A 26,584-nucleotide genomic window follows, 5' to 3' on the forward strand; every position below is an offset into this window, starting at 1 on the left:
GGCGGGTGCCGTGGCCGCTGTGGGTGCCGGCCACGCTGGCACTGGCACTCGTGGTGCTGCCGGTGGTGGGCCTGCTCACCCGCACGGACCTGCGGCGGCTGCCCAGCCTGATCGTCTCGGACGCCTCGCTCCAGGCACTGCGGTTGTCGCTGGAGACGGCGGCGTTGTCCACCGTTGTGTGCGTGCTGCTCGGCGTACCGCTGGCCGTCGTCCTCGCGCGCTCGGCGATACCCGGCATTCGCCTGCTGCGCGCCGTGGTGTTGCTGCCGCTCGTGCTGCCGCCGGTGGTCGGCGGGCTCGCGCTGCTGTATTTGCTGGGCAGAAAGGGCTTTCTCGGTTACCTCCTCACGGTCACGGCGGGAATCCAGGTTCCCTTCACCACCGCGGCGGTGGTGATCGCGCAGACCTTCGTCGCGATGCCGTTCCTCGTGGTGAGCCTGGAAGGCGCCCTGCGCGGGGGTGGCGACGCCTATGAGCGCGTCGCCTCGACGCTGGGCGCCCGGCCGTGGACGGTCTTCCGCCGGGTGACGGTCCCGCTCCTGCTGCCGGCGCTCGGCTCCGGCGCCGTGCTCAGCTTTGCCCGCGCGCTTGGCGAATTCGGCGCGACGATCACGTTCGCGGGCAGCCTGCAGGGCGTGACCCGGACCCTGCCGTTGGAGGTCTACACCCGGTCGGAGTCCGATGTGGACAGCGCGGTCGCGGTGGCGTTGCTGCTCGTCGTGGTCGCCGTCGTCGTCATCGCAGTGGCCCGGCCACGGGCGGTGGACGCGGTGGTCGATGCCGAAACGACCGGTGGCGCCAAGCGTCTGAAGGGAACTGGCAGGCGAGCACGGTGAGTCTGCACGCGGAGATCGAGCTGTCGCGGGGAAACTTCGACCTGGACGTCAGCCTGGACGTGCCCGCCGGTGGCGTACTGGCGGTGCTGGGCCCCAATGGTTCGGGCAAGTCGAGCCTGCTCGGCTGCCTGTCGGGGCTGCTGCGCCCGAGCCGCGCCACCATCAGGCTCGGTGAGCGCAGCCTCCACGACCTGCCGGCACACGCCCGTGCGATCGGCCTGCTGTCACAGGATCCGCTGCTGTTCCCGCATCTGTCCGTTTTGGACAACGTGGCTTTCGCGCCGCGATCGAAGGGGCACGGCCGCGCTCGTGCCCGTGAACTCGCCCGCCACTGGCTCACCGAGGTGGACGCCGCCGAGTTCGCCGACCGCCGCCCGGCGCAGCTCTCCGGCGGGCAGGCACAGCGGGTCGCGGTGGCCAGGGCGCTGGCCGCGGACCCGGATCTGCTCCTGCTCGACGAGCCGCTGGCGGCGCTCGACGTGGACGCGGCGCCCGCGATCCGCGGGCTGCTGCGCCGGGTGCTCGGGATGGCCGGCAACCGCGTGACCGTGCTGGTCACGCACGACCCGCTGGATGCCCTGGCATTGGCCGACCACGTGCTGGTGCTCGCCGACGGGCAAGCCGTGGAACGCGGCCCGACCCGGGACGTCCTCGCCGCTCCGCGCACCGCGTTCACCGCGCGCATCGCCGGGCTCAACCTGGTAGCCGGCACGGCGACCGAGGACGGGTTGCGGACCGACGACGGCAGCCTGGTCGCCGGGATGCTCGCGCCGGACATGGAAACGGGCAGCCCGGCGGTCGCGGTGTTCGCACCGAGCGCGGTCTCGGTGTATCCGGCCGAGGACGGGCATCCCGGTAGCCCGCGCAACACGTTCCGGGCGGTCGTGGGCACCCTCGAACCGCACGGCACGGTGATCCGGCTGCGCACCGCGGGCGACGGGTGGGCGGCCGGGCTGTCCGCGGACCTCACCCCGGCCGCCGTCGCGGATCTGCGGCTGGAACCGGGAACGGTGGTCCGGTTGTCCGTCAAGGCCATCACGGTCACCGTCCATCCAGCCATGCCCTCGCCGGAGCTGCTGCACGTCGCGGATAATCCCAGGACATGACGTGGACGTATCTGACGGACATGGACGGGGTACTGGTGCACGAGGAGCACCTGGTGCCCGGAGCCGACGACTTCCTCGCCGAACTTCGCGCCCACGGCACGAGTTTTCTCGTACTCACGAACAACTCCATCTACACCCCGCGCGACCTGCGCGCCCGGCTGCTCCGCACGGGCCTCGACGTGCCGGAGGACCGGATCTGGACCTCGGCACTGGCCACCGCGAAGTTCCTGGACAGCCAGCGGCCGAACGGTTCGGCGTTCGTGATCGGCGAAGCGGGACTGACCACCGCCCTGCACGAGGTCGGGTACGTGCTCACCGACACCGATCCGGACTACGTCGTGCTCGGCGAGACCCGTACCTACAGCTTCACCGCGATCACCAGGGCGATCCGGCTGATCGCGGGCGGGGCGAAGTTCATCGCCACCAACCCGGACGCCACCGGCCCCAGCCTGGAGGGATTGCTGCCGGCCACCGGGTCGATAGCGGCCCTGATCGAGCGGGCCACCGGGCGCCAGCCCTACTTCGTCGGCAAGCCGAACCCGCTGATGATGCGTTCGGCGCTGAACACGCTCGGCGCGCATTCGGAGCACACCGTCATGATCGGCGACCGGATGGACACCGACGTGCACTCCGGGATCGAGGCCGGGCTCAAGAGCATCCTGGTGCTCACCGGAATCTCCACCAAGGACTCCGTGGACCGCTACCCGTACCGGCCGACGATGGTGATCGACTCCATCGCCGACCTCGTAGGGCACACCCAGGACCCGTTCGCCTGACCAGCAGGGCCTATCGTCGGGGTGTGGATGTCCAAACGTATGTCGTTGGTGACGTGCACGGGCATCGGGAAGAGCTGGTCGAGGCCCTGCGCGAGAGCGAGCTGGTCGACGACGCCGGGGACTGGTGCGGTGGCGACGCGCACCTGTGGTTCCTCGGCGACTTCGTGGACCGCGGGCCGGACGGGATCGGCGTGATCGAGCTGGTGATGCGCCTGGAGGAACAGGCCGCCGAGGCCGGCGGCGCGGCGCGGACCTTGCTCGGCAACCACGAGATCCTGCTGCTCGGCGTGCACCGCTTCGGCGACGCCGAGGTGCCCAGGGAGGCCGAAGGGTTCGGGCCCCGCAGCTTCGCCCGTAGCTGGCTGATCAACGGTGGGCAGCCGGAGGACCAGGACGAACTCACGTTCGAGCACGTCGAATGGCTGAGCACCCGGCCGCTGGTGGCGCACGCGGCGGACCATCTGCTGCTGCATTCCGACACCCTCGAATACCTCGGATGGGGTGAGGACGCCGGGCAGATCAACCGGGCGGTCCACGAGATCCTGGCCGGCGACGACATCAAGGAGTGGTGGGAGGTGTGGCGGCGGATGACCACCCGCTACGCCTTCCGCGGTCCCGACGGGCCGGACGTGGCCGAGGAGCTGCTCGCGCAGCTCGGGGGCGAGCGGATCGTGCACGGGCACAGCGTCATCGCCGACCAGCTCGGCATCCACCCCGCCCAGATCGACGGGCCGTTCCTGTACGCGGACGGCAAGGTGCTCGGCGTCGACGGCGGCCTGTTCGCGGGCGGTCCCTGCCTGGTCGTCCCCCTACCGTGGCAGCCCGAAGACTAACCACGCCCGCCCAATCCGCCCCCGCCCAGCCTGCCGTGTCCCCGCCTCAGGCCACCGACTTCCCGCCTCAGGCCGCTGTGTCCCCGGTTCAGGCGCCCGAGTTCCCGGTTCAGTCCGCCATGTTCCCGGTTCAGTCCGCTGTGTTCCCGGTTCGGGAAGCTGTGTCCCGGGTTCAGGGCTCGCGGCCCAGGGATTCGGTTCAACCAACAGGCGACACGGATGCCCGAACCCGGAACTCGGGTGCCTGGAGCGGGAAATCGGGTGCCTGGACCCGGAACTCGGGTGCCCGAACCCGGAACTCGGGTGTCTGGAGCGGGAACTCGGGTGCCTGGGGCGGGGACACGGGTTGCGGTGTCAGGGGACGCGCACGATTTCCCGGCCGAGCGGGAGCAGGGACACCGGGATCATCTTGAAGTTCGCGATGCCCAACGGGATGCCGATGATCGTGACGCAGAGCGCGATCCCGGTCACCACATGCCCGATGGCGAGCCAGAACCCGGCGAACACGAGCCAGATGATGTTGCCGAGCAACGAGCCGGCGCCGGCATCGCGCCGGTCCACCACGGTGCGGCCGAACGGCCACAGCGCGTAGTTCGCGATCCGAAACGACGCGATGCCGAACGGGATCGTGATGATCAGGATGCAGCAGATGACCCCGGCCAGGGTATAGCCGAGCGCCATCCAGAACCCCGACAACACCAGCCAGATAACGTTCAACAGAAGGCGCATCAGACGAGCAACTCGCCTTCCAACACGGTCACCGCCTGGCCCGTCAGCGTGACCCGGCCCTCCTCGAGCCTGGTCCCGACCACGCCACCGCGCGGCGAAGCCTGTTCACCGGTCAGTTCCGGCCGGCCGAGCCGGGCGGACCAGTACGGCGAGAGGAGGCAGTGCGCGGATCCGGTCACCGGGTCCTCGGGCACGCCGACCCCGGGCGCGAACACGCGGCTGACGAAGTCGATCCCGGGCCGGTCGCCGGGCGCGGAGACGATCAGGGCGCGCATGGGGAGTCCGGCGATCGCGTCCAGATCCGGCTTCAGCGTGCGTACTTCGGCCGCGTCGGCCACCACCGCCAGCAGGTCGTCCCGGCCGCGGACGAGTTCCTCGACACCGACGCCGGGCAACGCCGCCGCCAGGTCCACCTCGGCGGTGGACGGCGGGTCGGCGGGAAAGTCCATGCTGACCCGGCCGTTCTCCGCCCGGGTGCGCAGCTCGCCGCTGCGCGTGGTGAAGATCTGCTCGCCGCCGAGCGCGTGCCCGGTGGCCAGGGTGGCGTGCCCGCACAGGTCGACCTCGACGGTTGGGGTGAACCAGCGCAGCGGCTTCGGGCCTTCGCCGCCCGTTTCCACGAACGCCGTCTCCGAGTGCTTCAGCTCGGCGGCTACCGACTGCATCCATGCTTCATCGGCCGGCGCGTCGAGGAGCACCACACCCGCCGGATTGCCCCGGAACGCGTTGCCAGTGAAGGAATCGACGACGAACATCCGCATGACTTCACGATAGCCCTCCGCCGCCACCGTCGAAGATCAAATTTGCTCAGGCATGCCGGATGCCGGCGACGTCACCCAGCTCCAGCAACTCGACGGCACGCTCGCGCATCTCCACCTTGCGGATCTTTCCGGTGACCGTCATCGGGAACTCGTCGACGATGTGCACATAGCGCGGAATCTTGTAGTGCGCGAGCTTTCCGGAGCAGAACGCGCGCAGGCCTTCGGCGGTCAGCGGGGTCGCGCCGGCCCGCATGCGGATCCACGCCATGAGCTCTTCGCCGTATTTCGCGTCCGGCACGCCGATCACCTGGGCGTCGAGAATGTCGGGATGGGTGTAGAGGAATTCCTCGATCTCCCGCGGATAGACGTTCTCCCCGCCGCGGATCACCATGTCCTTGATCCGGCCGGTGATGTTCACATAGCCCTCGCCGTCCATCATGGCCAGGTCTCCGGTGTGCATCCACCGCGCGGCGTCGATCACTTCGGCGGTCTTGTCCGGTTGTTCCCAGTAGCCGAGCATCACCGAATATCCGCGGGTGCACAGCTCGCCCGGGGTGTCGCGGGGCACGGTGAGCCCGGTCGCCGGGTCGACGACCTTGACCTCCAGGTGCGGTCCCACCCGGCCGACGGTCGACACGCGGCGTTCGACGGAGTCGTCGGCGCGGGTCTGGGTGGACACCGGCGAAGTCTCGGTCATGCCGTAGCAGATGGACACCTCGGCCATCCCCATCCGCTCGATGACCTGCTTCATCACCTCGACCGGGCACGGCGATCCGGCCATGATGCCGGTCCGCAACGACGACAGGTCGTAGGAGTCGAAATCCGGCTCGGCGAGCTCCGCGATGAACATCGTTGGCACGCCGTAGAGCGCCGTGCACCGCTCCTCCGCCACCGCCTGCAGCGTCGCCTTCGGGTCGAACGCGGGTGCCGGAATCACCATGCAGGAACCGTGGCTGGTCGCCGCGAGATTGCCCATGACCATGCCGAAACAGTGGTAGAAGGGCACCGGAATGCAGATCCGGTCGGCCTCGGTGTAATTGCACAGCTCGCCGACGAAGAAGCCGTTGTTGAGAATGTTGTGATGCGACAGGGTCGCGCCCTTGGGGAACCCGGTGGTGCCCGAGGTGTACTGGATGTTTATCGGGTCGTCCGCGCTCAGTGTCACGGCGATGCCGGCCAACTGCTCGGCGTCGCCGTTGCGGCCGTTCCGTAGCAGCGAATTCCATTCCTCGCCGCCGAGCAGCACCACGTGCGTGAGATCCGGGCAGCGCGGCCGGACTTCGTCGATCATGCCGGCGTAGTCGGAGGTCTTGAATTTGTCCGCGGCCACCAGCAACCGGATGCCGGCCTGGTTGAGCACGTATTCCAGTTCGTGCGAGCGGTAGGCCGGGTTGATGTTGACCAGGATGGCGCCGATCTTCGCGGTGGCATACTGGATGAGCGTCCATTCCGCACGGTTCGGCGCCCAGATCCCGACCCGGTCGCCCTTGGCGATGCCGCCCTCGAGCAGCCCCAGCGCGAGCGCGTCCACCTCGGCCGCCAGTTCCCGGTAGGTCCACCGCCGCCCGGACGGCCGGTCCACGAGCGCGTCCCGGTCGCCGAAGGCGGCCACGGTGCGGTCGAAGTTGTCGCCGATCGTGTCTCCCAGCAGGGGCACCTGCGAGGTTCCCGACGAGTAGCTCGGAACCGCGGGCGCGGCGGCCATGGTGCCTCCCAGAGAAATCGTCAGCGTCGACGACGGCGAGTCTAAAGCTAGCTCGCGGCTTCGGCGAAGGCCTTCGCGTCTTCCTCTCCGAAGGTGTCCTCGAGCTGTTCCGGTGAGTAGTCAAGATCGATCCGCTCGACCGGGACGCCCCGCGCGGACTCGATGGCACCAAGGCGCCGCTTCGCGCGATCGGCGGCGTAGGTGATGAATTCCTGCGGGTCGCGGCTGAACGGCGGTTCCTCGAACTGGTCCTGGACCCACTCGATCATGCCGAGCGCCTGCGGCAGCAACTCGCCCATCCGCTGCTCGACCGCAGCCCAGAGGGAGTCGTCGGCGGCGATGTGGCGGCGGCAGGTGAACGTTCCCCAGGCCATGTGCCGGCGCTCGTCGTCACCGATCCGCCGCACCAGCTCCTGCATGCCCGGCATGATCTGCTTCTCGGTGCAGATCAGTTGCCAGCTGTAGTACCCGGTGAGCGCGAGGCTTCCTTCGATCACGTGGTTGTAGGTGACGCTCGCGCGGATCTGGTTCAACGGGCTCGGGTCGCGTTCCAGCACGCTCAACGACTCGGGCAGCTCTTCGTAGAAAAGCTTGCGGTAGTACGGGTTTTCGGAGACGAACGGCGTGAGGTCGCCGGTCAGGCCGACCGCGTCCATCCACCGGCGGAACACCTCGGTGTGCTTGGCCTCCTCGAAGCAGAACTGGGTCAGGTACATCTCGTCACCGAACCGGCCCTCGGCCGCCATCGCCTTCATGAACGGCTGGATGTCCTGGGTGACGGCCTCCTCGCCGGCGATGAACTGAGCGCACAGGTAGGTCGCGGAACGCTGCTCCTCCGCGGTGAGACTTTCCCACCCCGCCGGGTCCGCGCCGAAGTCGATGTCGGCCGGGTTCCAGAACTTGCGGTTGCCCTTGACGAACAGGCGCAGCGGGAACGAGTCCCAGTTCAGCCCGCCCTCTCGAAGGGAGGTGAAGCCGGTGCGGCGGTGGCTCAGGGTGTCGGTCACTTGTCCTCCTGTTGAACAGCGTTCTCCACTTTGGACAGATGGTGGGCGAGGAAGGGCGCGACCGCGGCGCAGATCATGTCCGCGGCTTCCGCGGCCGTGTGGGTTTGCAGCACCAGGTGGCTCAGCGCCAACCGGACGACGGTCTCCGAGAGCAGCGCGGCGGCGTCGGCGTCGAGGCCGGGCACCAACTCCCGGTAGTGCATCGCGGCCAAGCTGGTGGCCGCGGTGAGCACGGGTTCACCGCGCGTGGTGAGCAGGGGGAGCAGATCCTCCCCGGCCTGGGTGCCCAGGGCCGAGGCCACCAGCGTGTTCTCCCTGGCGTGCCGGATCGTGTAGATGACCGCGGAACGGATGCCGGTGAGCAGGTCACCGGCGGATTCCAGTCGGCGGTGGATGCCGTCCAGGAACTCCGACGTCGTCCGCAGGGTGACGGCCTGCACGAGGTCGGTCTTGGTGCCGAACTCGTTGTAGACCGTCTGCCGGCTCACCCCGGCCGCCGCTGCGACATCGGCCATCCGCAGCCCCGCGTAGCCGTGGGTCGCGAGCAGGTTCGCCGCCGCGTCGAGCAGGGCTTCCCGCAACGACGCCTTCGTTCGCTCCGAGAAGGTGATCTCAGTCACGAACCTGAGCTTGACATCATCTCGCTCAATGTCAAGACGCTTGACCCAAGCCGTTACTTTGTAAAGCCCGATACCTTGGTGCCGTGGCGATCACGATCGGGTTCGACCTCGACATGACACTCATCGATCCGCGGCCCGGCATGGCCGCGGTGCTGAACACGCTCGGCGTGGAGGCGGGGCTGTCGCTGGACGGCGAGCACTTCGCGGCGAACCTCGGTCCGCCGCTGGATCACGTGCTGCGGGACTGCGGCGCACCCGAGGAACGGATTCCCGAGCTGGTGACCCGGTTTCGCGAGCTGTACCCGGAAATGGTGGTGGCCGGGACGGTGGCGCTGCCCGGCGCGCACGCGGCGCTCGAGGCGGTGCGCCGGGCAGGCGGCCGCACGCTGGTGGTCACCGGGAAGTACGCGCCGAACGCCGCGCTGCACGTCAAGGCGCTCGAGTTCGAGGTCGACCTGTTGGTCGGGGAGTTGTGGGCCCACCAGAAGGCCGTGGCGCTACGGGAGCATGGCGCGGTGGTCTACGTGGGCGACCACCTCGGCGACATCCGGGGCGCGCTGGCCGCGGACGCCGTTCCCGTCGGCGTCGCCACCGGACCGTGCGGCCGTGACGAACTCGTCGCGGCCGGGGCCGAGGTCGTCTTCGACAGCCTCGATGCGTTCCCCGCCTGGCTGGAAACGCGGCTGGCGAACGGGCTCTGATACCTCGCTCAGCGCGACCGGTGCTCGCGGACCAGGGCGATGAAGCCCAGCACCAGGCCCAGCGGCGTGGCCACCCCGGCGGCCGCGCTGAGCCACACCGGCAGCTCGCGCAGGCCCGCGGCGAACATGATGAACACGGTCAGCACGGCGAGCACACCGACGGCGAACACCCCTATGCCCAGCCGCATGAGCCAGGGTTGACGCAGGTATGCCTTCGGCGATGTTTCCATGAGACAAAGGTTAGCCCCACCCGTCACCCACCCCCGCCCGCAACGGAAAGGCTGCGCACCGCAGTCAGAAATCCTGTATCTACTTCTCCCGAGGGTGCCTACCGGGATAGGCTGAAGGGCACGCGTCCTGGGTACGCCCAGGGCGCGTTCGTCGTGTAGCAGAGTGAAGGAATTGGGTGAGGGCAGTGCCGACCGGCAAGGTCAAGTGGTACGACGCGGAAAAGGGGTTCGGTTTCGTCACCCAGGACGGTGGCGAGGACGTGTACATCCGCAAGACCGCGCTACCGCAGGGCGTCGAGGCACTCAAGGCAGGTCAGCGGCTGGAGTTCGGCGTCGCCGACGGCCGGCGCGGGCCGCAAGCGCTGTCCGTCCGGCTGCTCGACGCCCCGCCGTCGGTGGCGGAGGCGCGCCGCCGTCCCGCCGAGGAGTTGCACGGTGTGATCGAGGATTTGATCAAACTGTTGGAGATGAAGGTGCAGCCGAACCTGCGCCGTGGGCGTTACCCGGACCGCCGCAGCAGCAAGCCGATCGCCGAGGCCCTGCGCGCCATCGCCCGCGACCTCGACCCGTAAACCGCTCAGCCGGGCTGGACCTGCAGCGACCAGTAGGCGCGCGCGACAAGTTGCGGGTTGCCGCTCTCGTCGAGAATCGGGTTGCCCGAGGCGTCCGCAGCGAACGCGGCGCCGAGTTGCTGGACCTCGACGACGACGATCTGGTCGGCCGGTGCGTCCGGCGTCGCGGTGTAGGCGAGCTTGCTGTTGCGCGGGAAATACTGCTGCTTGGCCTGCAGCGCGCCGTTCGCGTCGGTGAACTGGGTGATCACCAGCCATGGCGTGTCACTGACTTCCACCGGCACCGACACCTGCACCGGTTTGCCGGGCCGGACCTTGAGGTTGACCGCGGCGTTCGGGTCCTTGCTGCAGTCGCGCACCAGGGCGTCGCAGTTGACGAGCGGCTTGGCGTTGACCGTGTGCCCGTCCGAGTAGAACGTGACCTCCGGTGGGCCCGCGGGCGCGCATGCGCTCAACGCGAGGGTGGCGCCGGCGAGGAGCAGGACCCCGCGCCAGGACCTCCTGCCCAGCACGCCACGATCCCGCCACAGTTTCCCGCTTCGCCGCATGAGAAGAACCCTACGAGCACTACTCTTCGGCGGCGCGGGCTGGGTACCGACCGCGCAGGCGGGGCAACAGGGAACCGCCGCGCTGCACCTGGAAGGTCTGCGCCAGCCCGATCACCAGCAGTAGCGAGACCACCAGGAAGCCGACCCAGTAGACCGGCGGGAGCAGCAGGCCGACCGCACCGCCGAAGCACCAGGCCAGCTGAAGCACGGTTTCCGAGCGCCCGAACGCCGACGCCCGCGATTCCTCCGGCAGGTCCGCCTGGATGACCGCGTCCAGGCTGACCTTCGCCAGCGCGCTCGCCGTGGAGCCCACCAGCCCGACCACGGCCGCGGTGACGATCCCGGCGAAGATCGCCGCGAGGATGGTGGACGCGACGGCCGCGGCGACCGCGGCCAGCACCACCTGGGTGGGATGGCCGAACTGCAGCCGCGAGCCGAGCGCGTTGCCGACGAACCCGCCCGCTCCGGCCGCCGCACCGATGGCGCCGAGCATCACCAGTTGAACGAACGGGCTGTCCCCGCTTTCCTCGGCCTGCGCCTTGACCGCGAACGCGGCGAACATCATCAAAAAGCCGGTCAGCACGCGGACGGTTCCGTTGCCCCACAAGGCAACCACGACGTCGTGGCCCAGCACCTGCCGCCGCTTCTTCGCCTCGGGCTCGGGCCGAGCCATCAGCGACGTCGGCACCTCGCCCTCGGTGACCTCCACCCAGGCGGGGATGCGCATCGACTGCCACGCGGCGGCGACACAGATCAGCGCGGTGAACCAGAGGGCGCCCGACGAGCCGGCAAACGAGCTCACGCCGCTGGCGAGCGCCCCGAACACCCCGCCCGCGGCCAGCCCGAACACGGTCAGCCGGGCGTTGGTCTTCGACAGAGTGATCTCGGGAGGCACGACTCTGGGCGTGATCGCCGATTTCAGCACGGTGAACGACTTCGACAGCACCATCATGCCCAGCGCCGCCGGATACAGGCCCCAGTCGTCGAAGTGCAGCGCCATGATCACGGCCATCAGCGCCTGGCCGACCGAGGAGACGCACATGGCGAGCCGGCGGCCCCGCTGGATCCGGTCCAGCGCCGGCCCGATGACTGGTGCGACCAGCGCGAACGGGGCGATGGTGATGAGCAGGTAGAGGGCGACGCGCCCGCGGCCCTGGCCGCTGGTCGCCGCGAAGAACAGCGTGTTGGCCAGCGCCACGGCCATGGCCGCGTCGCTGGCGTAGTTCAGCATCACCGCGTAGGTGAGCTTGGTGAGCCCCGAACGGTCCGCGCCGTCGGCCGTGGTCGCCCGGCGGAACGCGTTGACCGCCCGGCCGCCGAGTTGGCGGCCGCGCAACGCGGCCACTCGCGTGACCGTGATCTTCTTCGGCATGCGCGGGAGCGCGCCGGCGGCGGCCTCGCTGCGGTGGAAATGCGTCTCTTCTTCGCGCGGTCGCTTTTCTTCGCGTGGCTGCTGCGGCGGGTAGCCGTTGGTGTCGTAGTGCTCGTAGAGCGGCTCGGTGCGGCGTGACGGCGGCGGATACGGGCGCGCGCCACGGGGTGGCATGGACCTGGCGTTTGGTGGGAAGGGCTCCGCTCGCCGCGGTTCCGGCCCGGGCCGGCGCATCGACGTCCGGCCCTGACCCGGGTCCATCGAGGGCGGTGGCGGGCGGCGGGACGGATCATGCGCCGCCGGAACCGGGCGCTGTGGCGGGCCGGCCGGGTGCCACCCTCGGCCGGCACCCGGTTCCGGTGTCCATTTACGCTTCCGCCCCACGACTCAATCTTGCCTTAACCGCGCCGCGCGTGTACGGGTGATTGGTGTCTGCGTCACTGTTCCTCAACGAACGTGCGCGGGTAGACAGGCCGTGACACCCGTCGTCGGCTGCCGCTCAATCACGACGGCGGCCTACCTCCCAATGTCGTTTGCTGTTACCGCGGGCGCGCATGTCGCGTTATGCGTGGTCTTGCCCAAGTTGCCCCGTTACGAACTTGACCCGGAACATCGTGGGCCAGAGCTTGCCGGTGACGAGGAACTCGTCCGTGCCCGGGATCGCGGCGATGCCGTTGAGCACGTCCGCATCCTGCCGCTGCTGCGGCGTGAGCAGCCCCGAGGCGTCGATCCGCCCGGTGACCGTGCCGGAACCCGGGTCGATGCGGAGGATCTCGTTGGTCTGCCAAACGTTCGCATAAACGTCCTCGCCCACACACTCGAGCTCGTTGAGCTGCGAAAAGGTCCGACCGTCGCCGTGCACGTGACGGTGCCCTGCGAGGCGAAGGTGACCGGGTCGCGGAAGGTGAGCTGGTCCGATCCATTGCTCATCACCAGCCGCCCCGGCTGGTGACACAGCCCCCAGCCCTCGCCCTGGTAGGAGACCCGCCGCAACTCGGCAAGCGTCGCGCTGTCGCGCTCGATCGCGACCCCGTTCTGCCAGGTCAGCTGCCACAGCTTTGGCCCGATCACGGTGATGCCCTCGCCGAACAAGGGCGTCGGCAGCGACACATCGACCTGGGGTGGCTGCCCGGGCGGCCCGGCGCGCAGCGAGGACCGGCCCTGCAGGCCGGTGCTCTCGTACAACCGGTCACCGGCGAACTCAAGCCCTTCGGTGAACGCGGACGTATCGTGTGGCAAAGTGGCGAGCACCACCATCTGGAGGTTCGGCAGCCCGCTCGGCGCGGTCATTCCGCACGCGGTCAGCGTGGCCATCAGCAGGATGGTGAGGAGCGTGCGCACGGGACCCACCCTGACATGACTGCGCTGGCCTGAACACTGCACAATTGGGGCATGACGCTCCTGCTCACCTTGGACGACGGCGCGGTCCGGCGGGCACTGGCCGACGCCGTGGAGCTTGCCCGCGCGGCCGCGGTCGACGAGGCCGGGGCCGGGCAGGTCGGCGCCCACGTCGGGATCCAGCCCGAGGACGCGGTCTCGGTCAGCCACCTGTTCGAGGCCGAGATGCCCGGCTACCGCGGCTGGCGCTGGTCGGTCACGGTGGCGACGGCGGGCGCCGGCGAGCCGGTGACGGTGAGCGAGGTCATGCTGACCCCGGGACCGGAGGCGCTGGTCGCGCCCAAGTGGGTGCCGTGGGAGCGCCGCGTGCGGGCGGGCGATCTCGGCGTCGGCGACATCTTCCCGACCGACGAGGACGATCCGCGCCTCGTCCCCGCGTACCTGAGCTCCGACGATCCCGCCGTCGAGGAGGTGGCGCGCGAGATCGGGCTCGGCCGGGTACACGTGCTGTCCCGGTTCGGCCGTCAGGAAGCCGCCACGCGGTGGCGGAACGGGGAGTTCGGGCCGCGCTCGGACATGGCCCGCAGCGCGCCAGCGACCTGCGGCACCTGCGGTTTCTACCTTCAGCTGGCCGGTTCGCTGCGGGCCGCGTTCGGCGTGTGCGGCAACGAGATCTCCCCGGCCGACGGGCACGTGGTGAACACCGAGTACGGCTGCGGCGCACATTCCGAGGTCGAGGTCGAGGTGACCTCTTCGGTGCCGGTGGCCGAACTCGTCTACGACGACTCGCTGCTCGACATGGAGCCCCTGGGCAAGCCTGCCGGCGACGGTGAATGATCACCTCGTGAGCGAGTCGGCGGAAGTTTCCGCGCGCGAAGAAGATCCGTTCGAAACCGGGGCGCTGCGGGAAGCGGTGTTGCGCGCGTGGCGCGACTCGCCGACCCGGCTCACCGAGGACACCAACGTCGAGCACGACCTGCGGGTCGGGGCCTACCGGGACCGGCTGTTCGTCGAGTTGGCCCAGAACGCCGCCGACGCGGCGCTTACCGCGGGCACTCCCGGCACCGTCCGAGTGTCTGTTGTGGATGGTGAGTTGCGGTTCGCCAACACCGGTGCACCGCTGGACGCGCCCGGGGTGGAAGCCCTCTCGTCGCTGCGTGCCTCGGCGAAACAGGCGGGCACCGTCGGCCAGTTCGGGGTCGGGTTCGCGGCCGTGCTCGCGGTCAGCACCGAGCCCCGGGTGATCTCGCGTACCGGCGGGGTCGCGTTTTCCGAGTCGCGTACCCGGGAAGCCATCGGGACTGCCGGAGATGTGCCCGTGTTGCGGCTGCCGTGGCCGGTCGACGAGCAGCCGCCGGAGGGGTTCGACACCGAGGTGCGGCTGCCGCTGCTCGCGGCGATCGATCCCGATGACCTGCTCGACCGTCTCGCCGTGGAGGTCGAGGACCTGCTGCTCGCGCTGCCCTGGCTGGCCCGGTTCGAGGTCGACGGCGTCGTTTGGACGCGGTCCGAAGTTGACGGTGAGGTCGTGCTGGCGACGCCGGAGGACGTGCGGCGCTGGCTCACCCGGTCCGGCCCCGGCTGGCTGTGGGCGGTGCCGGTCGAGGACGGACCGGTTCCGCTGGAACGTGACGTCCTGCACGCGCCGACGCCGACCGACGAGCGCCTGTCGTTGCCTGCCCGGCTGATCGCGTCGGTTCCGCTGGAACCCTCGCGCCGCCGCCTGCTGCCGGACGCCGGAGCCGCACTGGAGGCAGCCGCGCGTGGCTATCCCGAACTGGTCCGAGCGCTTCCCCCGGACGACCGGCTCACGCTGGTGCCCAAGGCCGGCTTCCCGCTGTCCGAAGCCGACGGCAGGTTGCGCGAATACGTGGTGCGGCAGCTCGCCGAGCAACCCTGGCTGCCCGCGGCCGGTGGCGGTGAGCTGGCCGGTTCGGGCGCGCGCGTGCTGGGTGTGGAGTCGCCCGTTCTGATCGGCTTGCTCGCGCCGATCGTGCCGCGCCTGGTCACCGCGTGCGGACCCGAGCCGGCTCGTGTACTGGCCGCCGTGGGCGCCGAGCGGCTCGACCTGCCGGAACTGATCGAGATGCTGACCGGCGTCGATCGCCCGCCGCCCTGGTGGCATTCGCTCTTCGACGAGTTGCAGACGTTGCTGGAAGCGCATGCGGTGTCCGCGGACGACCTCGGGGCCCTGCCGGTGCCGCTCGCCGACGGTCGCACCGTGCCCGGCCCGCGCGGCGCCCTGCTCTTCGGCGGTGAGCTGCTGGAGTTGCTGGCCCGGGCGGAGGTCACCGGCCTGCGGCTGGTCCACCCCGACGCCGCGCACCCGCTGCTGTTGCGCCTGGGCGCGAGCCGGGCCGAGGCGGCCGAGGTGCTCGACGCGCCCGCGCTGCGGGAGGCGGTGGACCGCAGCGTCGAGGACGCACAGTCCGGTTTGGACATCCTGCCACTCGTGGAAGCCGTGCTGCGACTGGCTTCCGAGGCGTCGGCGAGCGGGCTGGGTGCGCTCGCCCTGCCCGCGTCGGACGGGTGGCGCCGAGCGGACGAACTGGTGTTGCCGACCTCGCCGATCCTCGAGGTCCTCGATCCCGATGCGCTCGAGGGCGACGGCCCGCTTTCCGTGCTGGACGCGGATTTCGCCGATGAGTGGCCGGCCGAGACGTTGACCCGGGTCGGCGTGCTCGACGGCTTCGTGGTGACGGAGGGGGAGATCCGCGATCTCGACCTGGTGGCCGACGACGCCTGGCCGCAGGCGCTCCGGCTGCTCGCCGGGCAGCGGGAGACGTGGCAGGCGCTGACCGGTCCGGCGGGCCAGTGGCTGGCCCGTAACGCCGTGCTCGCCGGCCGTGCGCCGGAGGACTGGCGGCTGCCGGACGCTTCGGCGCTGGCCGGGCTGTACGACCCGGTTCCGGACGTCGGCGTGCGCCTCGACGTGCTCGCAGCAGTCGGGGTCCGCGCCGAGTTGACGGTGGCCGATCTCGACGACGCGGCCGACCTGCTGGACCGCCTGGGCGATCAGGCCCGGACGATCGCGCCTGGGCTGACTTCGCGGGCGTATGCCGCCGTCGTCGACGCCGACCTGGAATGGCCGGACCTGGACCCGCCCGAGCGGGTTCGCGCGCTTGACGGCACGGTGCTGGACGCCGAGGACGCTGCCGTCCTGGACCGGCCGTGGCTGATCGCGGTATGGCCGTCTGCCCGCCTGGTGGCCACCGCGCCGGGCCGGGCCGAGACACTCGCCGAACTGCTCGACGTGCCACTGCTGAGCGAACTGGTCTCCGCTCGTGTGCCGGATGACGGTGAGTACGTGCCGTGGTCGGAGCTGACCGCCATCACCATGGTCGCGGAGTTGCTCGACATCCCGGTGCCCGACGGCGGGGTCGTCGTGCACGAGGAACTGGTGGTCGAGGTTGACGGTGTCAAGCACGCCGCGCCGTGGTGGGTCCAAAGTGGTTCGTTTCACGGGGAACAACACGCCGAGGACACGCCATTCGGTCTCGCGCGCGCCTTCTCCTGGGCCACCGGCCGCTGGTCCGACCGCCACCTCATCACCGCGCTACTCGAGGACCCCGACCCCGCCGCCTCCCTCGCCTAACCCCATCCGCGCGAGTCCCCCGTTCCCGTCACGCGAGTCCCACGTTCCCGTAGCGCGAGTCCCCCGTTCCGGTCGCGCGAGTCCCCCGTTCCCGTCGCGCGAGTCCCCCGTTGCCGTCGCGCGAGTCCCCCGTTGCCGTCGTGCGAGTTCGGCGGTGCGGTTGGGCGAGTTGAGCTTCGAGCGTCGTCACTCACCAAGAAGTCAAAACGTTGACGATCGTCCCGAAAAGGCCGAATAACCAGAGCTTGGTCAGTGACCAAAGGGTCGGCCGTCCGCCCGTGTCGTCACGGATCATGCACAGGCCGACCAGCGCTTTTCCCACGGTGGCTTGAAATGCCCACTGGACGAAGATGCGGTTGATGATCGACAGTGCGACGTACGCGCCCACCCCTCCCAGGAGCGGGTACCAGAAGGGGACGTTGGGCAAACCCGCGAGGGCTCCGAGGGTGCCTACCGCGGCGGCCAGGTGCAGCAGCAGGTCGATGGCGAATCCGACGCCGAACCGGAAGCTGCTCGGCGACGGGTAACGCGGGTCCGACGCGCGACCGTGTTTGGCTGGAAACGAGACACCGGGCGGCGGGCCGTACTGCCGGAGCCGCCGGACATCGCGGCGCCGCACGGATTCGACATCGAAGCGCGTCTTGACCCGTTCTCGCGATGCGACTTCGGTCACCGGCTGGTGCGGGTGGCCGGGCGGAGGCGGAATCGTCATGGTGGTGATGAGAATAGAACTCGCCGGGTGAATTTTTGGGGGAAATCGGTACGCCGAGCGCAACTCGTGCGCCGGGAGTGTGGGACTCGCGGGTCGCCAACGTGGGACTCGCGCTACGGGAGTGAGGGACTCGCGCGACGGGAACGGGGGACTCGCGGGTCGGGAGTGGGGGACTCGCGGGTCAGAGGCCGTTTTGGGCGCCGCGGGAGCCACGGCGGGCGGCAGCGCGCTGCCAGGACATGATGCCCAGGCCCATGCAGCTGATCACGACACCGGCGACGGTCGTCCACAGCCACACGTCCGGTGACTGGCCGGTGACGGCGCAGCGGATGCCCAGGACGATGAGGCCGGCCAGCCACAGAACTGTGCCGACGACCACGATCGGGAAGAGGTCGACCAACCGAGCCGGCAACTCCGGGACCGGGCGCAGTGTGTCCTTCGCCCCCGAAGAGTTGATTGGATCGCCCACGTCAGGAAGGCTACCCGCCGGGGCTCGGTGGGTCCGCGCCGGCGCTGCGCGTGGCCGTGGAAAAGGCAGGAAGCATGTCCGTGATCGACCGTTACTTCAAGGTGACCGAACGAGGGTCGACGGTGGGCCGCGAAGTTCGCGGCGGCCTGGTCACCTTCGTGACGATGGCCTACATCGTCGTGCTCAACCCGTTGATCATCGGCAGCTTCTCGGCCTCGTCGCCCGCGGCGCACCGGGACGTGCTCGGCGGCATCCTGCCGGTGCCTCAGGTGGCCGCGGTCACCGCCCTGGTGGCCGGCGTGATGACCATCCTGATGGGAGTGGTCGCGCACTACCCGTTCGCCATCGCCACCGGGCTGGGCATCAACAGCCTGGTCGCGGTCACCATCGCCCCGCAGGTCACCTGGCCGGAGGCGATGGGCCTGGTGGTGATCGAGGGCCTGATCATCGTGGCGCTTGTACTCACCGGCTTCCGCACGGCCGTGTTCAAGGCGGTACCCGCCGCGCTCAAGTCCGCGATCGCCGCCGGCATCGGCCTGTTCATCTGTTTCATCGGCCTGGTCGACGCCGGGTTCGTGCGCCGGCTGCCGGACGCGGCGAACACCACGGTGCCGGTGGGGCTGGGCCTCAACGGGTCGATCGCGTCCTGGCCCACCGTCGTCTTCGTGGTGGGGCTGTTGATCACCGGCATCCTGGTGGCCAAGCGGGTGCGCGGCGGCATCCTGATCGGCGTGCTCGCCACCACCGCGTTGGCGATCATCGTCGAGTCGATCGTGCACGCCGGGCCGTCCAACGGCACGAACCCGAAGGGCTGGAGCCTTGGTTACCCGGCGCTGCCCGGCCAGGTCTTCGGCGTGCCGGACCTGTCCCTGGTCGGGGACGTGTCGTTCGGGGCGTGGACCCGGCTGCCGGCGATCACCGTGCTGTTGCTGGTGTTCACCCTGGTGCTGGCGGACTTCTTCGACGCGATGGGCACGATGACCGGGCTGGCCAAGGAAGCCGGGCAACTCGGTCCGGACGGTCAGTTGCCGCGGGTGGGCCGGGCGCTGTTCGTCGAGGGACTCGCGGGTGCCGCCGGCGGCCTCGGCTCGGCCAGTTCCAACACGGTTTTCGTGGAGTCGGCGTCCGGCATCGCCGAGGGCGCGCGAACGGGGCTGGCGAACATCGTGACCGGAGTGCTGTTCCTCGCGGCGATGTTCCTCACCCCGCTTTACGCGTCGGTGCCGGTGGAAGCGGCCGCGCCGGCGCTGGTGATCGTCGGTGCGATGCTGATCGGCCAGGTCCGCGACATCGACTTCACCGACTTTTCCGTGGCGCTGCCCGCGTTCGTCACCATCGTCGTGATGCCGTTCACCTACTCGATCGCCAACGGGATCGGCGCGGGGTTCATCACCTACACGGTACTTCAGGTGGCCACCGGTAAGGCCCGCCGGATCCACCCGCTGATGTGGGCGATCTCGGTCGCGTTCGTCGCCTACTTCGCGGTTGGTCCGATCCAGGAGGCGTTGAAGTAGTTCGTCTGTCTGCCTGGCTCGCCGATCGTAAGGTATGCTAAGTATGTGTCCGATATCGGGGAGTTGGGGCTGGCGAGCCGGCTCCGGCTAGCCGTGGTGCGGCTCAACCGCAAGCTGAGGGCACAACGGGCCGATCAGAGCATCTCGCTCACACAACTCGCGGCACTGTCCACATTGTACAAATGCGGACCGCTCTCCCCGGGTCGGCTCGCCGCGAAGGAAGGCGTCCAGCCGCCGTCGATGACGCGGGTCATCGCCGCGCTCGAAGACCTGGGGTTCGTCGAGCGCAGCGCGCATCCGACCGACGGCCGGCAGTTCATCGTGGCGGTCACGGCGGCGGGCCGGAGTTACGTCGAGGAGACGATCTCGGCGCGCGAGGCATGGTTGGACCGCAAACTGGCGGAGTTGGGCGCCGAAGAGCGCGCGGTACTGGCAAGGGCAGCGGAGATCATCGACAGGATGGCGGGGAACGAATAACGGTGCGGCCGGAAAAGGGTAGCGAGCAGAAAAGTCCGAGAACGAACGCTACCCAAGGCCAAGACCCACCACCATCTTCCCGCCCGCCGGGCATGTTCTCTTCCCTGCGGGTGCGCAACTACCGGCTTTTCTTCTCCGGCCAGGTGATCTCCAACATCGGCACCTGGATGCAGCGGATCGCGCAGGACTGGCTGGTGTTCCGGCTTTCCGGCAACGACCCGCTCGCACTGGGTATCGCGGTGGCGTTGCAGTTCCTGCCGACGCTGGTGCTTTCGCTGTGGGCCGGGGTGCTCGCCGACCGCGTGGACAAGCGGCGGCTGTGCGTGATGATCCAGAGTGGGATGGCCACCCAGGCGCTGGTTCTCGGCCTGCTGGACGTGAGCGGCGTGGTGACGCTGTGGCAGGTGTACCTACTGTGCCTCGTGCTCGGCGCGTTGAGCGCGCTGGACGTGCCCGCGCGTCAGGCCTTCGTGGCGGAAATGGTGGGGCCGAAGCAGATTCCGGCGGCGGTGGCGCTCAACTCGTCGGTGTTCAACCTGGCCCGGATCGTCGGCCCGGCGATCGCCGGGTTCGCGATCACCTGGCTGGGCACCGGGTGGATGTTCCTGGCCAACGCGGTGAGCACGCTGGCGGTGATCGCCGGGCTGTTGCTGATGAACCCGGACCAGCTGTTGCGTTCACCGGCCGTCGAGCGCGCCAAGGGCCAGTTGCGGGAAGGGCTCACCTACGTCCGGGGCCGTGCCGACCTGATGGCCGTCATGACGCTGATGTTCTTCGTCAGCACGTTCGGAATCACCTTCTTCACCTCGCTGGCCATCGTCGCCGGGAACGTGTTCGGCACGCAGGCCGACGGCTACGGCCTGCTCTCCACGTTGCTCGCCGTGGGCAGCTTCACCGGTTCCCTCATGGCCGCCCGGCGCGGCGCGCGCGGCCGCCCGCGAGTGGAACTTCTGGTGGGCTCGGCGTTCGGTCTCGGTGCGATCGAGGTGGTCGCCGGCTTCATGCCGACCTACCTGGTGTTCGGTCTTGCCCTGATCCCGCTGGGGTTCGCCACCATCACGTTCCTCAACACCGCGAACACTCTGGTCCAGACCTCGGTCAGCCCGGAGATGCGCGGACGTGTGATGGGCATCTACGTGCTGGTGATGATCGGCGGTAACCCGGTCGGCGGGCCGATGGTCGGCTGGATGGCCAGCACCTTCGGCGGCCGGTCGCCGTTCTGGATCGGCGGGGTGATCTCCGTGGCCGCCGCCGTCGCCGGTGCCGTCATCCTGGCCCGCCGCAGTGGCATACAGCCGGATTTGGGCCCAAGCCCTCAGCCGGTACCGCGTGCCCGTCCCGTCACGGGGTTTCGCGTCCTGTTGCCCGGCGGTTCGCGCCGCACGGGCCGATTGGCCGCGAGGGCCGCGATGAAGTCAGGAGCGCCCAAGAAGGGCCGGCAGTACGTGCTCGGCGATCGCCTCGAGTGACCGGCCGCTTCCGGTGAAGGTCAGCTCCTGCGCCGAGTCACCGGTGAGCTTGACCGCGACCAGGTCGTCGGTGATCAGTGCCGGCTGCCCGGCGATCAGGTCGGGGTAGCGGCGGGGCGAAACGAGGTCGGTGTAGGCGGCCTGGATTCCGCGCACCGTGCAGCGGCCGTCGAACTCGGGCTTGCCGGTTCCGCCGAGCTCGGCCACGAGCGCGGTGCACAACTGCCACGAGATCATCGGCCATGGCGCGTCGACGATGCCGTGATCCGCGATCGGCTCGACCTGCTTGGGCGGGATCGCGCGGCCCGGACCCACCTTCGGCAGAGCCGGCCCATCCGTCATCGTCGCGGCCACCACCTCGCGCGCCACCGTGACGATCAGTTCGTCCAGGGGCACGCCGGGCGTGGTGTGGCTGACCCCGATCCGGAGGTAGGGCCGGATCTGTTCGGTCGCCGGGGCCGTCACCAGGTGGACGTTGAGCCGCGCGTTCGTTCGGGGCTCGGGGAACTCGACCTCGCCCGGGTGCCCGGCTATGTTCACCGCCTTCGCGCCGTTCAGCGCGGCGGGCGTGCGATCGAGGGTCAGGTTGAGATCGAGGGCGCCGGCGACGAGGTGGCAGCCGTCTCCGCTGACCTCGCGCAGCGTGGCGCCGCCGAGAACGAGATTCCAGCGGTCCTGGCTCAGCGCCTGACACAGCACCTGACCGATGGAATCGGGCGGGAGCGCGGTCACCAGCTCGCCGGCCGGGATCGGGACGGGCCGCAGCGCCTGGCCGTCGGTGCTCGGCCGTGCGGAGGTGGTGGCAGGTGCGGCGCTGCTGGTTCGCGACCACAGGTAGCCCGAGGCGGCGGCTACGGAGGCGAAAGCCAACAGCACCCCGATGACGACCGCGCCCACTGTCGACGTCTTCACGCCCGGAGGTTACAGCGGCGAAAGTGGCGGCCTGACGGAAGATCGACTTGCGGTCGAAATTCAGGGTAGGCTAACCTTATCTCGCCCGCTTCGTGGTGGGAGCGGCAGTCAGATCGGGAACGGATGAGGCCCCGGTGCTGGGAAGGAACCCAGCACCGGGGCCTCACTCAGTTCGATCCCGAAATGTGTTCGGTAAGCAGTCAAGATCTCGTCACCAGCCAGGATCCGCTCGGTCTGCTCGCCGTCCACGGTTTCGATCAGGCGGTCGCCGGAGAGGGTGATCCGGCCCGTCGCGGTGGCCAGCGAACAGGTCAGGCTCCGGGTGAACGTCTTGCCCGGTGCGGTGGCATGCCACCAGCAGGCCGGCACGAAGTCGGCCAGTTCGCGGGCCCGCCGTTCCACCCGGTAGACGGGCTTGCCGTCGTGCAGCACGTCCACGTCTCCGTCCGGGGCGTCCAGCACGAGGAACTCGCCCTCTGGGTCCTGTTGCGGCTCGCACGCGTTCAGCCGCAACGGATAGCGCGCGTGCCGCCCGAAGCCCACGTCGGCCAGCCAGGGCTCGTCCAGGTCGACGCGCAGGGCGAGATGGTCGAACGGCGGGCCGGGATTTTCGTTGGCGAAGACCCGCGCGGACAGCAGCGTCACCTCGAATCCGAGCGCGCGCAGGAGCGCGGCGAACGCGCCGTTGAGCTCGTAGCAGAAGCCGCCCCGCCGCCGGCGCACGATCTTGTCGAACAACGCCTTCTCGGTGAGCTCGATCCGCTCCGGCAGGTGGACGCTGAGGTTCTCGAACGGCACCGTCTCCAGATGGCTTCTGTGCAGCTCACGCAGCGCCTCGAGACTGGGTTCGTCCGGTCGCTCGGCGTCGATGCGGCTCAGGTAGGCGTCGATGTCCATACCGCCACTCCACCATCTCGACCGCACTAGAGGTCAAGCCAGGAATGACGAAGGCCCCTTCGGCATGCCGCATCGCACACCGAAGAGGCCCTGTGATGGCTCGGCTCGCTCAGAGGAGCATGCCGTTACCGCCAGAGACGGCGTTGTCGAACCGCCTGGCGATCTCACCCCAGTTGTAGACGTTCCAGAGCGCCTTGACGTAGTCCGCCTTGACGTTCTTGTAGTCCAGGTAGAACGCGTGCTCCCACACGTCCACGAGCAGGACCGGCACGGTCGGCAGGATGAGGTTGTTGTGATGGTCGCGCAACTGCTGGGTGATCAGCGTCTTGCCCACCGGGTCCCAGGACAGGGCCGCCCAGCCGTTGCCCTGGATGGTGGTGGCCACGGCGGTGAACTGCGCCTGGAACTTGTCCCAGGACCCGAACGCCTCGTCGATCGCGGCGGCCAGTTCGCCGGTCGGACGGTCGCCGCCCTCCGGCGAAAGGATCTTCCACCACACGACGTGGTTGGCGTGGCCGGCCAGGTTGAAGGCCAGGGTGGTCTCCAGGCCGACGATGCCGCCGAAGTCGCCCTTCTCCCGGGCCTCGGCGAGCTTGTCCAAAGTGTCGTTCGCACCCTTGACGTAGGTCGCGTGGTGCTTGGTGTGGTGCAGTTCGTTGATCTGAGCGGAGATGTGCGGGGCGAGCGCGCCGTAGTCGTAGTCGAGTTCAGGGAGCTCGTAGCGGGCCATCAGCCCTCCTTCTGGTGTGGGACGTTCAGTGGTATGCCCAAAACTAGCGGCAACCGGATGTCGTAGCGAACCGGCGCACGAAGCAAGCATGCAAGTTTGACCTTGATAGAGGTCAAACCGAGGTGAGTCTTATCACTCGATTGGCCAGGTGTGGACCGGTTGCTCGGTTCGCGCCAGCTCGAGGTACCGGGACAGCATCACGGCCAGCGCGGTGTCCCGGTCGGCGCCGTGGCGCTGGGCGAGGGCGACGGTCTCCCGCTGCCACCAGGCACCGTTGCGACGGGTGACGCAGCGCCGCTCGATGACGCCGAGGTGACGGTCGATGACTTCCTCGGTGACGTCCGCGGCACGCAAGCCGTCACGGGCCAATGGCAGCAGCACGCGCAGCACCAGTTCGTCCGGCGGGATCCAGCCGATCTCGGGCCAGTACAGCTGCGCGTCGAACCCGTTGCGGGCCCCGGCGTACAGGTTCTCCTCGGCGGCCTGGAACGACATTCGAGTCCACAATGGACGCTCGGCAACCGCGAGTGCGCGCTGCGCGCCGTAGAACAGCGCGGCGTTGGCCATCATGTCCACCACGGTCGGACCGGTCGGCAGCACCCGGTTCTCCACGCGCAGGTGCGGTTCGCCGTCCACCACGTCGTAGACCGGACGGTTCCACCGCCACACCGTCCCGTTGTGCAGGCGCAGTTCGGAAAGTTTCGGCGCCTGTCCCGATTCCAGTGCCTCCACCGGGTCCTCGGCATCGGTTTCGGACAGCAGGCCGGGGAAGTACCGGACGTTTTCCTCGAACAGGTCGAAGATCGAGGTGATCCAGCGTTCGCCGAACCACACCCGGGGGCGCACGCCCTGGTTCTTCAGCTCCACCGGGCGGGTGTCGGTGGCCTGCAGGAACAACGGGATGCGCGTCTCGTGCCAGAGTGCCTTGCCCAGCAGGAACGGCGAGTTCGCGCCCACGGCCACCTGCACCCCGGCCAGGCACTGCGCGGCGTTCCAGTGCGCGGCGAATTCTTCCGGCGCCAGTTGCAGGTGCAGTTGGATGGAGGTGCACGCGGCCTCGGGCAGGATCGATTCGGCGTAGGCGCGCAGGCGTTCCGGCTTGCATCCCGGCAGCGCGGCGCCGTCCAGGGAAATGACGGTGCGTTCCCCGCGGGCGGCCAGGATCCGGTCGTTGAGCAGGTTGTAGCGCGGGTTGTTGGTGATCCACTTCTGGTCGAAGTCGCTCGGCGCGAGCGTCGGCAGGATGCCGATCATGGCGAGCTGGACACCGAACTCGCCGGCCTTGTCGCCGGCTTCGCCAAGGTATGCCAGCAGATCCTGCTCCAAATGCAGCAAACTGTCGCCGGCCAGTGGCCGCGGCGGTACGTTCAGTTCCAGATTGTGCTGCGACAACTCCGTGGTGAAGAACGGGTTACCCAGCGCCTTCAGCACCATCGCGTTCGACATCGACGGGCGCATCTTCTCGTCGGCCAGGTTGAGCTCCACCTCGAGCCCGATTTGTCTTCGAGGAAAGGAAAAATGGCCGTCTGCGAGCATTCGGCCGAGCGTGTCCAGACAACGCTGTACCTTCCGGCGGTACCTCGTCCGTTCCCGTGGCTGGGAGCTTTCCGCCGAGAGGTCCTTGCTCATCAGATCTCCGCCCTACTTCCGCGGTACGGCCCGGCGGACAAGATTTACACACTCGCCCATCCGGGGGCATCGGCCAAACTGGTGCTCTCCGCTACCCGCACCTAACTTGTTGTAGTTTTGCTCCTTCCGCGTTGTCCGCTGAGCGCCTGCCCTGACTGGGGGCAAGCTCCGTATGCCCTGGGTACCCAGGGCATACGGGGCAATCAACCCGTGAGCGACACTGATCGTTGTGACCTCTCTCATCTACCCGCGTGACGCGGGCGACCCTTGCCTCGACGATTTCCGTGCTCTGTCCACTGCGGACCGTCGGCCGGATCGCCCGGGCGGCCGCGGGCTGGTCATCGCCGAGGGCACGGTGGTGGTACGGCGGCTGCTTTCCTCGCCGTATCCGGTGCGGGCGGTGCTGGGCGTGGAACGCCGGGTTCGTGAGCTGGCGCCAGAACTGCCCGACGTGCCGGCCTACGTGACCTCGGCCGAGATGATGGCCGAAGTGGTCGGTTTTCACCTGAACCGCGGGGTACTGGCGGTAGCCGATCGGTCACCGCAACCGCAGGTGGACGAGATCCTGGCGCGCTCGCGGGTCGTCGCCGTGCTGGAAGGCGTGGGAGATCACGAAAACCTGGGCTCGCTGTTCCGCAACGCCGCCGCGCTCGGCGTGGGTGGGGTGCTTCTCGGGGCGGGCTGCGCGGATCCCCTGTACCGGCGAAGTGTCCGCGTGTCCATGGGAAACGTGCTGCGGGTGCCGTTCGCGTCGATCGACCCGTGGCCCGCGGGGCTGGACCTCGTGCGGCGGCACGGCTTCCGCATCGCCGCGCTCACCCCGCGGGCCGACGCGATCCCGCTGAGTTCGGTCGACGGCGGCAAGATCGCCGTACTGGTCGGGTCGGAGGGGCCGGGACTGACCGCCGAGGCGATCGCGGCGGCCGACCTGGCCGTGCGCATCCCGATGGCCGAGGGGGTCGACTCGCTCAACGTGGCGACGGCCGCCGCCATCGCGTTCTACGAACTCGCGGAGCGGTAAATTGGCGACGCCGTATTCGGGAGGA

At 69.2% G+C, this 26,584-nt stretch carries 26 protein-coding genes and 1 pseudogene; 12 read left to right on the forward strand and 15 right to left on the reverse strand.

The window, feature by feature from the left end; translation table 11 throughout:
• Positions 1-5 precede the first annotated feature (5 nt).
• The 4 genes from A3CU_RS46205 to A3CU_RS0123040 are packed head-to-tail and all read left to right on the forward strand — an operon-like array spanning position 6 to position 3,551.
• The gene (locus A3CU_RS46205) at positions 6-836 is read left to right on the forward strand and encodes an ABC transporter permease (RefSeq protein ID WP_084143617.1); all 831 of its coding nucleotides are present in this window, start codon (positions 6-8) and stop codon (positions 834-836) included.
• Entirely contained in the window at positions 833-1,942 is a 1,110-nt protein-coding gene (locus A3CU_RS46210) for a sulfate/molybdate ABC transporter ATP-binding protein (protein ID WP_052372013.1), read from the forward strand. The genes A3CU_RS46205 and A3CU_RS46210 overlap by 4 nt, the downstream gene beginning before the upstream one ends.
• Positions 1,939-2,718: an HAD-IIA family hydrolase gene (locus tag A3CU_RS0123035; RefSeq protein WP_052372014.1), complete on the forward strand. Its 780-nt coding sequence runs from the start codon at positions 1,939-1,941 to the stop codon at positions 2,716-2,718. Before A3CU_RS46210 ends, A3CU_RS0123035 begins: the two co-directional genes overlap by 4 nt.
• Before the next feature lie 23 nt (positions 2,719-2,741).
• The gene (locus A3CU_RS0123040; protein WP_027944293.1) at positions 2,742-3,551 is read left to right on the forward strand and encodes a metallophosphoesterase family protein; all 810 of its coding nucleotides are present in this window, start codon (positions 2,742-2,744) and stop codon (positions 3,549-3,551) included.
• A gap of 354 nt (positions 3,552-3,905) precedes the next feature.
• Here A3CU_RS0123040 and A3CU_RS0123045 read toward each other — a convergent pair whose 3' ends face one another.
• From A3CU_RS0123045 to A3CU_RS0123065, 5 genes are read right to left on the reverse strand one after another with little or no spacing between them, the layout of a single operon-like run.
• On the reverse strand, positions 3,906-4,280 hold the full coding sequence (locus A3CU_RS0123045; RefSeq protein WP_027944294.1) for a YccF domain-containing protein: 375 nt from the start codon (positions 4,278-4,280) through the stop codon (positions 3,906-3,908).
• On the reverse strand, positions 4,280-5,041 hold the full coding sequence (locus A3CU_RS0123050) for a PhzF family phenazine biosynthesis protein (RefSeq protein ID WP_027944295.1): 762 nt from the start codon (positions 5,039-5,041) through the stop codon (positions 4,280-4,282). The genes A3CU_RS0123045 and A3CU_RS0123050 overlap by 1 nt, the downstream gene beginning before the upstream one ends.
• A gap of 46 nt (positions 5,042-5,087) precedes the next feature.
• A complete protein-coding gene (locus tag A3CU_RS0123055) occupies positions 5,088-6,746 on the reverse strand; it encodes an AMP-binding protein (RefSeq protein WP_027944296.1) in 1,659 nt (552 codons plus the stop codon).
• Between the two features lie 47 nt (positions 6,747-6,793).
• Complete coding sequence (locus A3CU_RS0123060; protein WP_027944297.1) at positions 6,794-7,753, reverse strand: R2-like ligand-binding oxidase; 960 nt, start codon at positions 7,751-7,753, stop codon at positions 6,794-6,796.
• Positions 7,750-8,373, reverse strand: coding sequence for a TetR/AcrR family transcriptional regulator (locus tag A3CU_RS0123065; RefSeq protein ID WP_027944298.1), 624 nt, complete (start codon positions 8,371-8,373; stop codon positions 7,750-7,752). Before A3CU_RS0123065 ends, A3CU_RS0123060 begins: the two co-directional genes overlap by 4 nt.
• An 83-nt stretch (positions 8,374-8,456) precedes the next feature.
• Here A3CU_RS0123065 and A3CU_RS0123070 point away from each other — a divergent pair, with 83 nt between their 5' ends.
• Positions 8,457-9,074: an HAD family hydrolase gene (locus A3CU_RS0123070; protein WP_027944299.1), complete on the forward strand. Its 618-nt coding sequence runs from the start codon at positions 8,457-8,459 to the stop codon at positions 9,072-9,074.
• Positions 9,075-9,082: 8 nt separating this feature from the next.
• Here A3CU_RS0123070 and A3CU_RS0123075 read toward each other — a convergent pair whose 3' ends face one another.
• Positions 9,083-9,304: a hypothetical protein gene (locus tag A3CU_RS0123075; RefSeq protein WP_027944300.1), complete on the reverse strand. Its 222-nt coding sequence runs from the start codon at positions 9,302-9,304 to the stop codon at positions 9,083-9,085.
• A gap of 185 nt (positions 9,305-9,489) precedes the next feature.
• On the opposite strand from A3CU_RS0123075, the gene A3CU_RS0123080 reads away from it, so the two are divergent.
• Positions 9,490-9,876, forward strand: a complete 387-nt coding sequence (locus tag A3CU_RS0123080) for a cold-shock protein (RefSeq protein ID WP_027944301.1) — start codon at positions 9,490-9,492, stop codon at positions 9,874-9,876.
• 5 nt (positions 9,877-9,881) lie between these two features.
• Here the strand turns inward: A3CU_RS0123080 and A3CU_RS0123085 are convergent, their stop codons facing one another.
• The 3 genes and pseudogenes from A3CU_RS0123085 to A3CU_RS46215 form a co-directional block, all read right to left on the reverse strand.
• Complete coding sequence (locus A3CU_RS0123085) at positions 9,882-10,424, reverse strand: DUF2771 family protein (RefSeq protein ID WP_052372016.1); 543 nt, start codon at positions 10,422-10,424, stop codon at positions 9,882-9,884.
• Between the two features lie 19 nt (positions 10,425-10,443).
• Entirely contained in the window at positions 10,444-12,180 is a 1,737-nt protein-coding gene (locus A3CU_RS0123090) for an MFS transporter (RefSeq protein WP_027944303.1), read from the reverse strand.
• Positions 12,181-12,358: 178 nt separating this feature from the next.
• A pseudogene (locus A3CU_RS46215) lies at positions 12,359-13,086 on the reverse strand (glutaminyl-peptide cyclotransferase).
• 102 nt (positions 13,087-13,188) lie between these two features.
• On the opposite strand from A3CU_RS46215, the gene A3CU_RS0123110 reads away from it, so the two are divergent.
• The gene (locus A3CU_RS0123110) at positions 13,189-13,971 is read left to right on the forward strand and encodes a DUF3027 domain-containing protein (RefSeq protein WP_027944306.1); all 783 of its coding nucleotides are present in this window, start codon (positions 13,189-13,191) and stop codon (positions 13,969-13,971) included.
• A 7-nt stretch (positions 13,972-13,978) separates the two neighbouring features.
• Positions 13,979-16,729, forward strand: a complete 2,751-nt coding sequence (locus tag A3CU_RS0123115) for a sacsin N-terminal ATP-binding-like domain-containing protein (RefSeq protein ID WP_043842201.1) — start codon at positions 13,979-13,981, stop codon at positions 16,727-16,729.
• Between the two features lie 190 nt (positions 16,730-16,919).
• Here A3CU_RS0123115 and A3CU_RS46220 read toward each other — a convergent pair whose 3' ends face one another.
• Positions 16,920-17,504: an RDD family protein gene (locus A3CU_RS46220; protein ID WP_156960511.1), complete on the reverse strand. Its 585-nt coding sequence runs from the start codon at positions 17,502-17,504 to the stop codon at positions 16,920-16,922.
• Positions 17,505-17,622: 118 nt separating this feature from the next.
• Positions 17,623-17,910 carry a DUF2530 domain-containing protein gene (locus A3CU_RS0123125; protein WP_245617278.1) on the reverse strand — a complete coding sequence of 96 codons (288 nt, stop codon included), beginning with the start codon at positions 17,908-17,910 and terminating at the stop codon, positions 17,623-17,625.
• A gap of 74 nt (positions 17,911-17,984) precedes the next feature.
• On the opposite strand from A3CU_RS0123125, the gene A3CU_RS0123130 reads away from it, so the two are divergent.
• From A3CU_RS0123130 to A3CU_RS46225, 3 genes are all read left to right on the forward strand, one after another.
• Positions 17,985-19,424 carry an NCS2 family permease gene (locus tag A3CU_RS0123130; RefSeq protein ID WP_084143619.1) on the forward strand — a complete coding sequence of 480 codons (1,440 nt, stop codon included), beginning with the start codon at positions 17,985-17,987 and terminating at the stop codon, positions 19,422-19,424.
• Positions 19,425-19,478: 54 nt separating this feature from the next.
• Positions 19,479-19,901, forward strand: a complete 423-nt coding sequence (locus A3CU_RS0123135; protein WP_043842249.1) for a MarR family winged helix-turn-helix transcriptional regulator — start codon at positions 19,479-19,481, stop codon at positions 19,899-19,901.
• 92 nt (positions 19,902-19,993) lie between these two features.
• Entirely contained in the window at positions 19,994-21,370 is a 1,377-nt protein-coding gene (locus tag A3CU_RS46225; RefSeq protein ID WP_084143621.1) for an MFS transporter, read from the forward strand.
• On the opposite strand, the gene A3CU_RS0123145 is transcribed toward A3CU_RS46225, so the two are convergent.
• From A3CU_RS0123145 to A3CU_RS0123160, 4 genes are all read right to left on the reverse strand, one after another.
• Entirely contained in the window at positions 21,317-22,282 is a 966-nt protein-coding gene (locus A3CU_RS0123145) for a hypothetical protein (protein WP_027944311.1), read from the reverse strand. The two genes, A3CU_RS46225 and A3CU_RS0123145, sit on opposite strands and share 54 nt — an antisense overlap.
• 108 nt (positions 22,283-22,390) lie before the next feature.
• Positions 22,391-23,179 carry an arylamine N-acetyltransferase family protein gene (locus tag A3CU_RS0123150; protein WP_027944312.1) on the reverse strand — a complete coding sequence of 263 codons (789 nt, stop codon included), beginning with the start codon at positions 23,177-23,179 and terminating at the stop codon, positions 22,391-22,393.
• A gap of 109 nt (positions 23,180-23,288) precedes the next feature.
• Positions 23,289-23,909 (reverse strand): superoxide dismutase, encoded by a 621-nt coding sequence (locus A3CU_RS0123155; RefSeq protein ID WP_027944313.1) that lies wholly within the window; start codon positions 23,907-23,909, stop codon positions 23,289-23,291.
• Positions 23,910-24,041: 132 nt separating this feature from the next.
• On the reverse strand, positions 24,042-25,538 hold the full coding sequence (locus tag A3CU_RS0123160; protein WP_027944314.1) for a glutamate-cysteine ligase family protein: 1,497 nt from the start codon (positions 25,536-25,538) through the stop codon (positions 24,042-24,044).
• A 229-nt stretch (positions 25,539-25,767) separates the two neighbouring features.
• On the opposite strand from A3CU_RS0123160, the gene A3CU_RS0123165 reads away from it, so the two are divergent.
• Positions 25,768-26,559, forward strand: coding sequence for a TrmH family RNA methyltransferase (locus A3CU_RS0123165; RefSeq protein ID WP_043842203.1), 792 nt, complete (start codon positions 25,768-25,770; stop codon positions 26,557-26,559).
• Positions 26,560-26,584: the final 25 nt, after the last annotated feature.

The organism is Amycolatopsis taiwanensis DSM 45107, from assembly GCF_000519205.1.
GTDB lineage: Bacteria > Actinomycetota > Actinomycetes > Mycobacteriales > Pseudonocardiaceae > Amycolatopsis_E > Amycolatopsis_E taiwanensis.

What these genes read in the sequence shown, in the direction of transcription:
- A3CU_RS0123035 (WP_052372014.1), top strand. Translation starts at nt 1,939, where the DNA reads ATGACGTGGACGTATCTGACGGACATGGACGGGGTACTGGTGCACGAG.
- A3CU_RS0123045 (WP_027944294.1), bottom strand. Translation starts at nt 4,280, where the DNA reads ATGCGCCTTCTGTTGAACGTTATCTGGCTGGTGTTGTCGGGGTTCTGG.
- A3CU_RS0123050 (WP_027944295.1), bottom strand. Translation starts at nt 5,041, where the DNA reads ATGCGGATGTTCGTCGTCGATTCCTTCACTGGCAACGCGTTCCGGGGC.
- A3CU_RS0123055 (WP_027944296.1), bottom strand. Translation starts at nt 6,746, where the DNA reads ATGGCCGCCGCGCCCGCGGTTCCGAGCTACTCGTCGGGAACCTCGCAG.
- A3CU_RS0123075 (WP_027944300.1), bottom strand. Translation starts at nt 9,304, where the DNA reads ATGGAAACATCGCCGAAGGCATACCTGCGTCAACCCTGGCTCATGCGG.
- A3CU_RS0123085 (WP_052372016.1), bottom strand. Translation starts at nt 10,424, where the DNA reads ATGCGGCGAAGCGGGAAACTGTGGCGGGATCGTGGCGTGCTGGGCAGG.
- A3CU_RS0123110 (WP_027944306.1), top strand. Translation starts at nt 13,189, where the DNA reads ATGACGCTCCTGCTCACCTTGGACGACGGCGCGGTCCGGCGGGCACTG.
- A3CU_RS0123130 (WP_084143619.1), top strand. Translation starts at nt 17,985, where the DNA reads ATGTCCGTGATCGACCGTTACTTCAAGGTGACCGAACGAGGGTCGACG.
- A3CU_RS46225 (WP_084143621.1), top strand. Translation starts at nt 19,994, where the DNA reads ATGTTCTCTTCCCTGCGGGTGCGCAACTACCGGCTTTTCTTCTCCGGC.
- A3CU_RS0123150 (WP_027944312.1), bottom strand. Translation starts at nt 23,179, where the DNA reads ATGGACATCGACGCCTACCTGAGCCGCATCGACGCCGAGCGACCGGAC.
- A3CU_RS0123155 (WP_027944313.1), bottom strand. Translation starts at nt 23,909, where the DNA reads ATGGCCCGCTACGAGCTCCCTGAACTCGACTACGACTACGGCGCGCTC.
- A3CU_RS0123160 (WP_027944314.1), bottom strand. Translation starts at nt 25,538, where the DNA reads ATGAGCAAGGACCTCTCGGCGGAAAGCTCCCAGCCACGGGAACGGACG.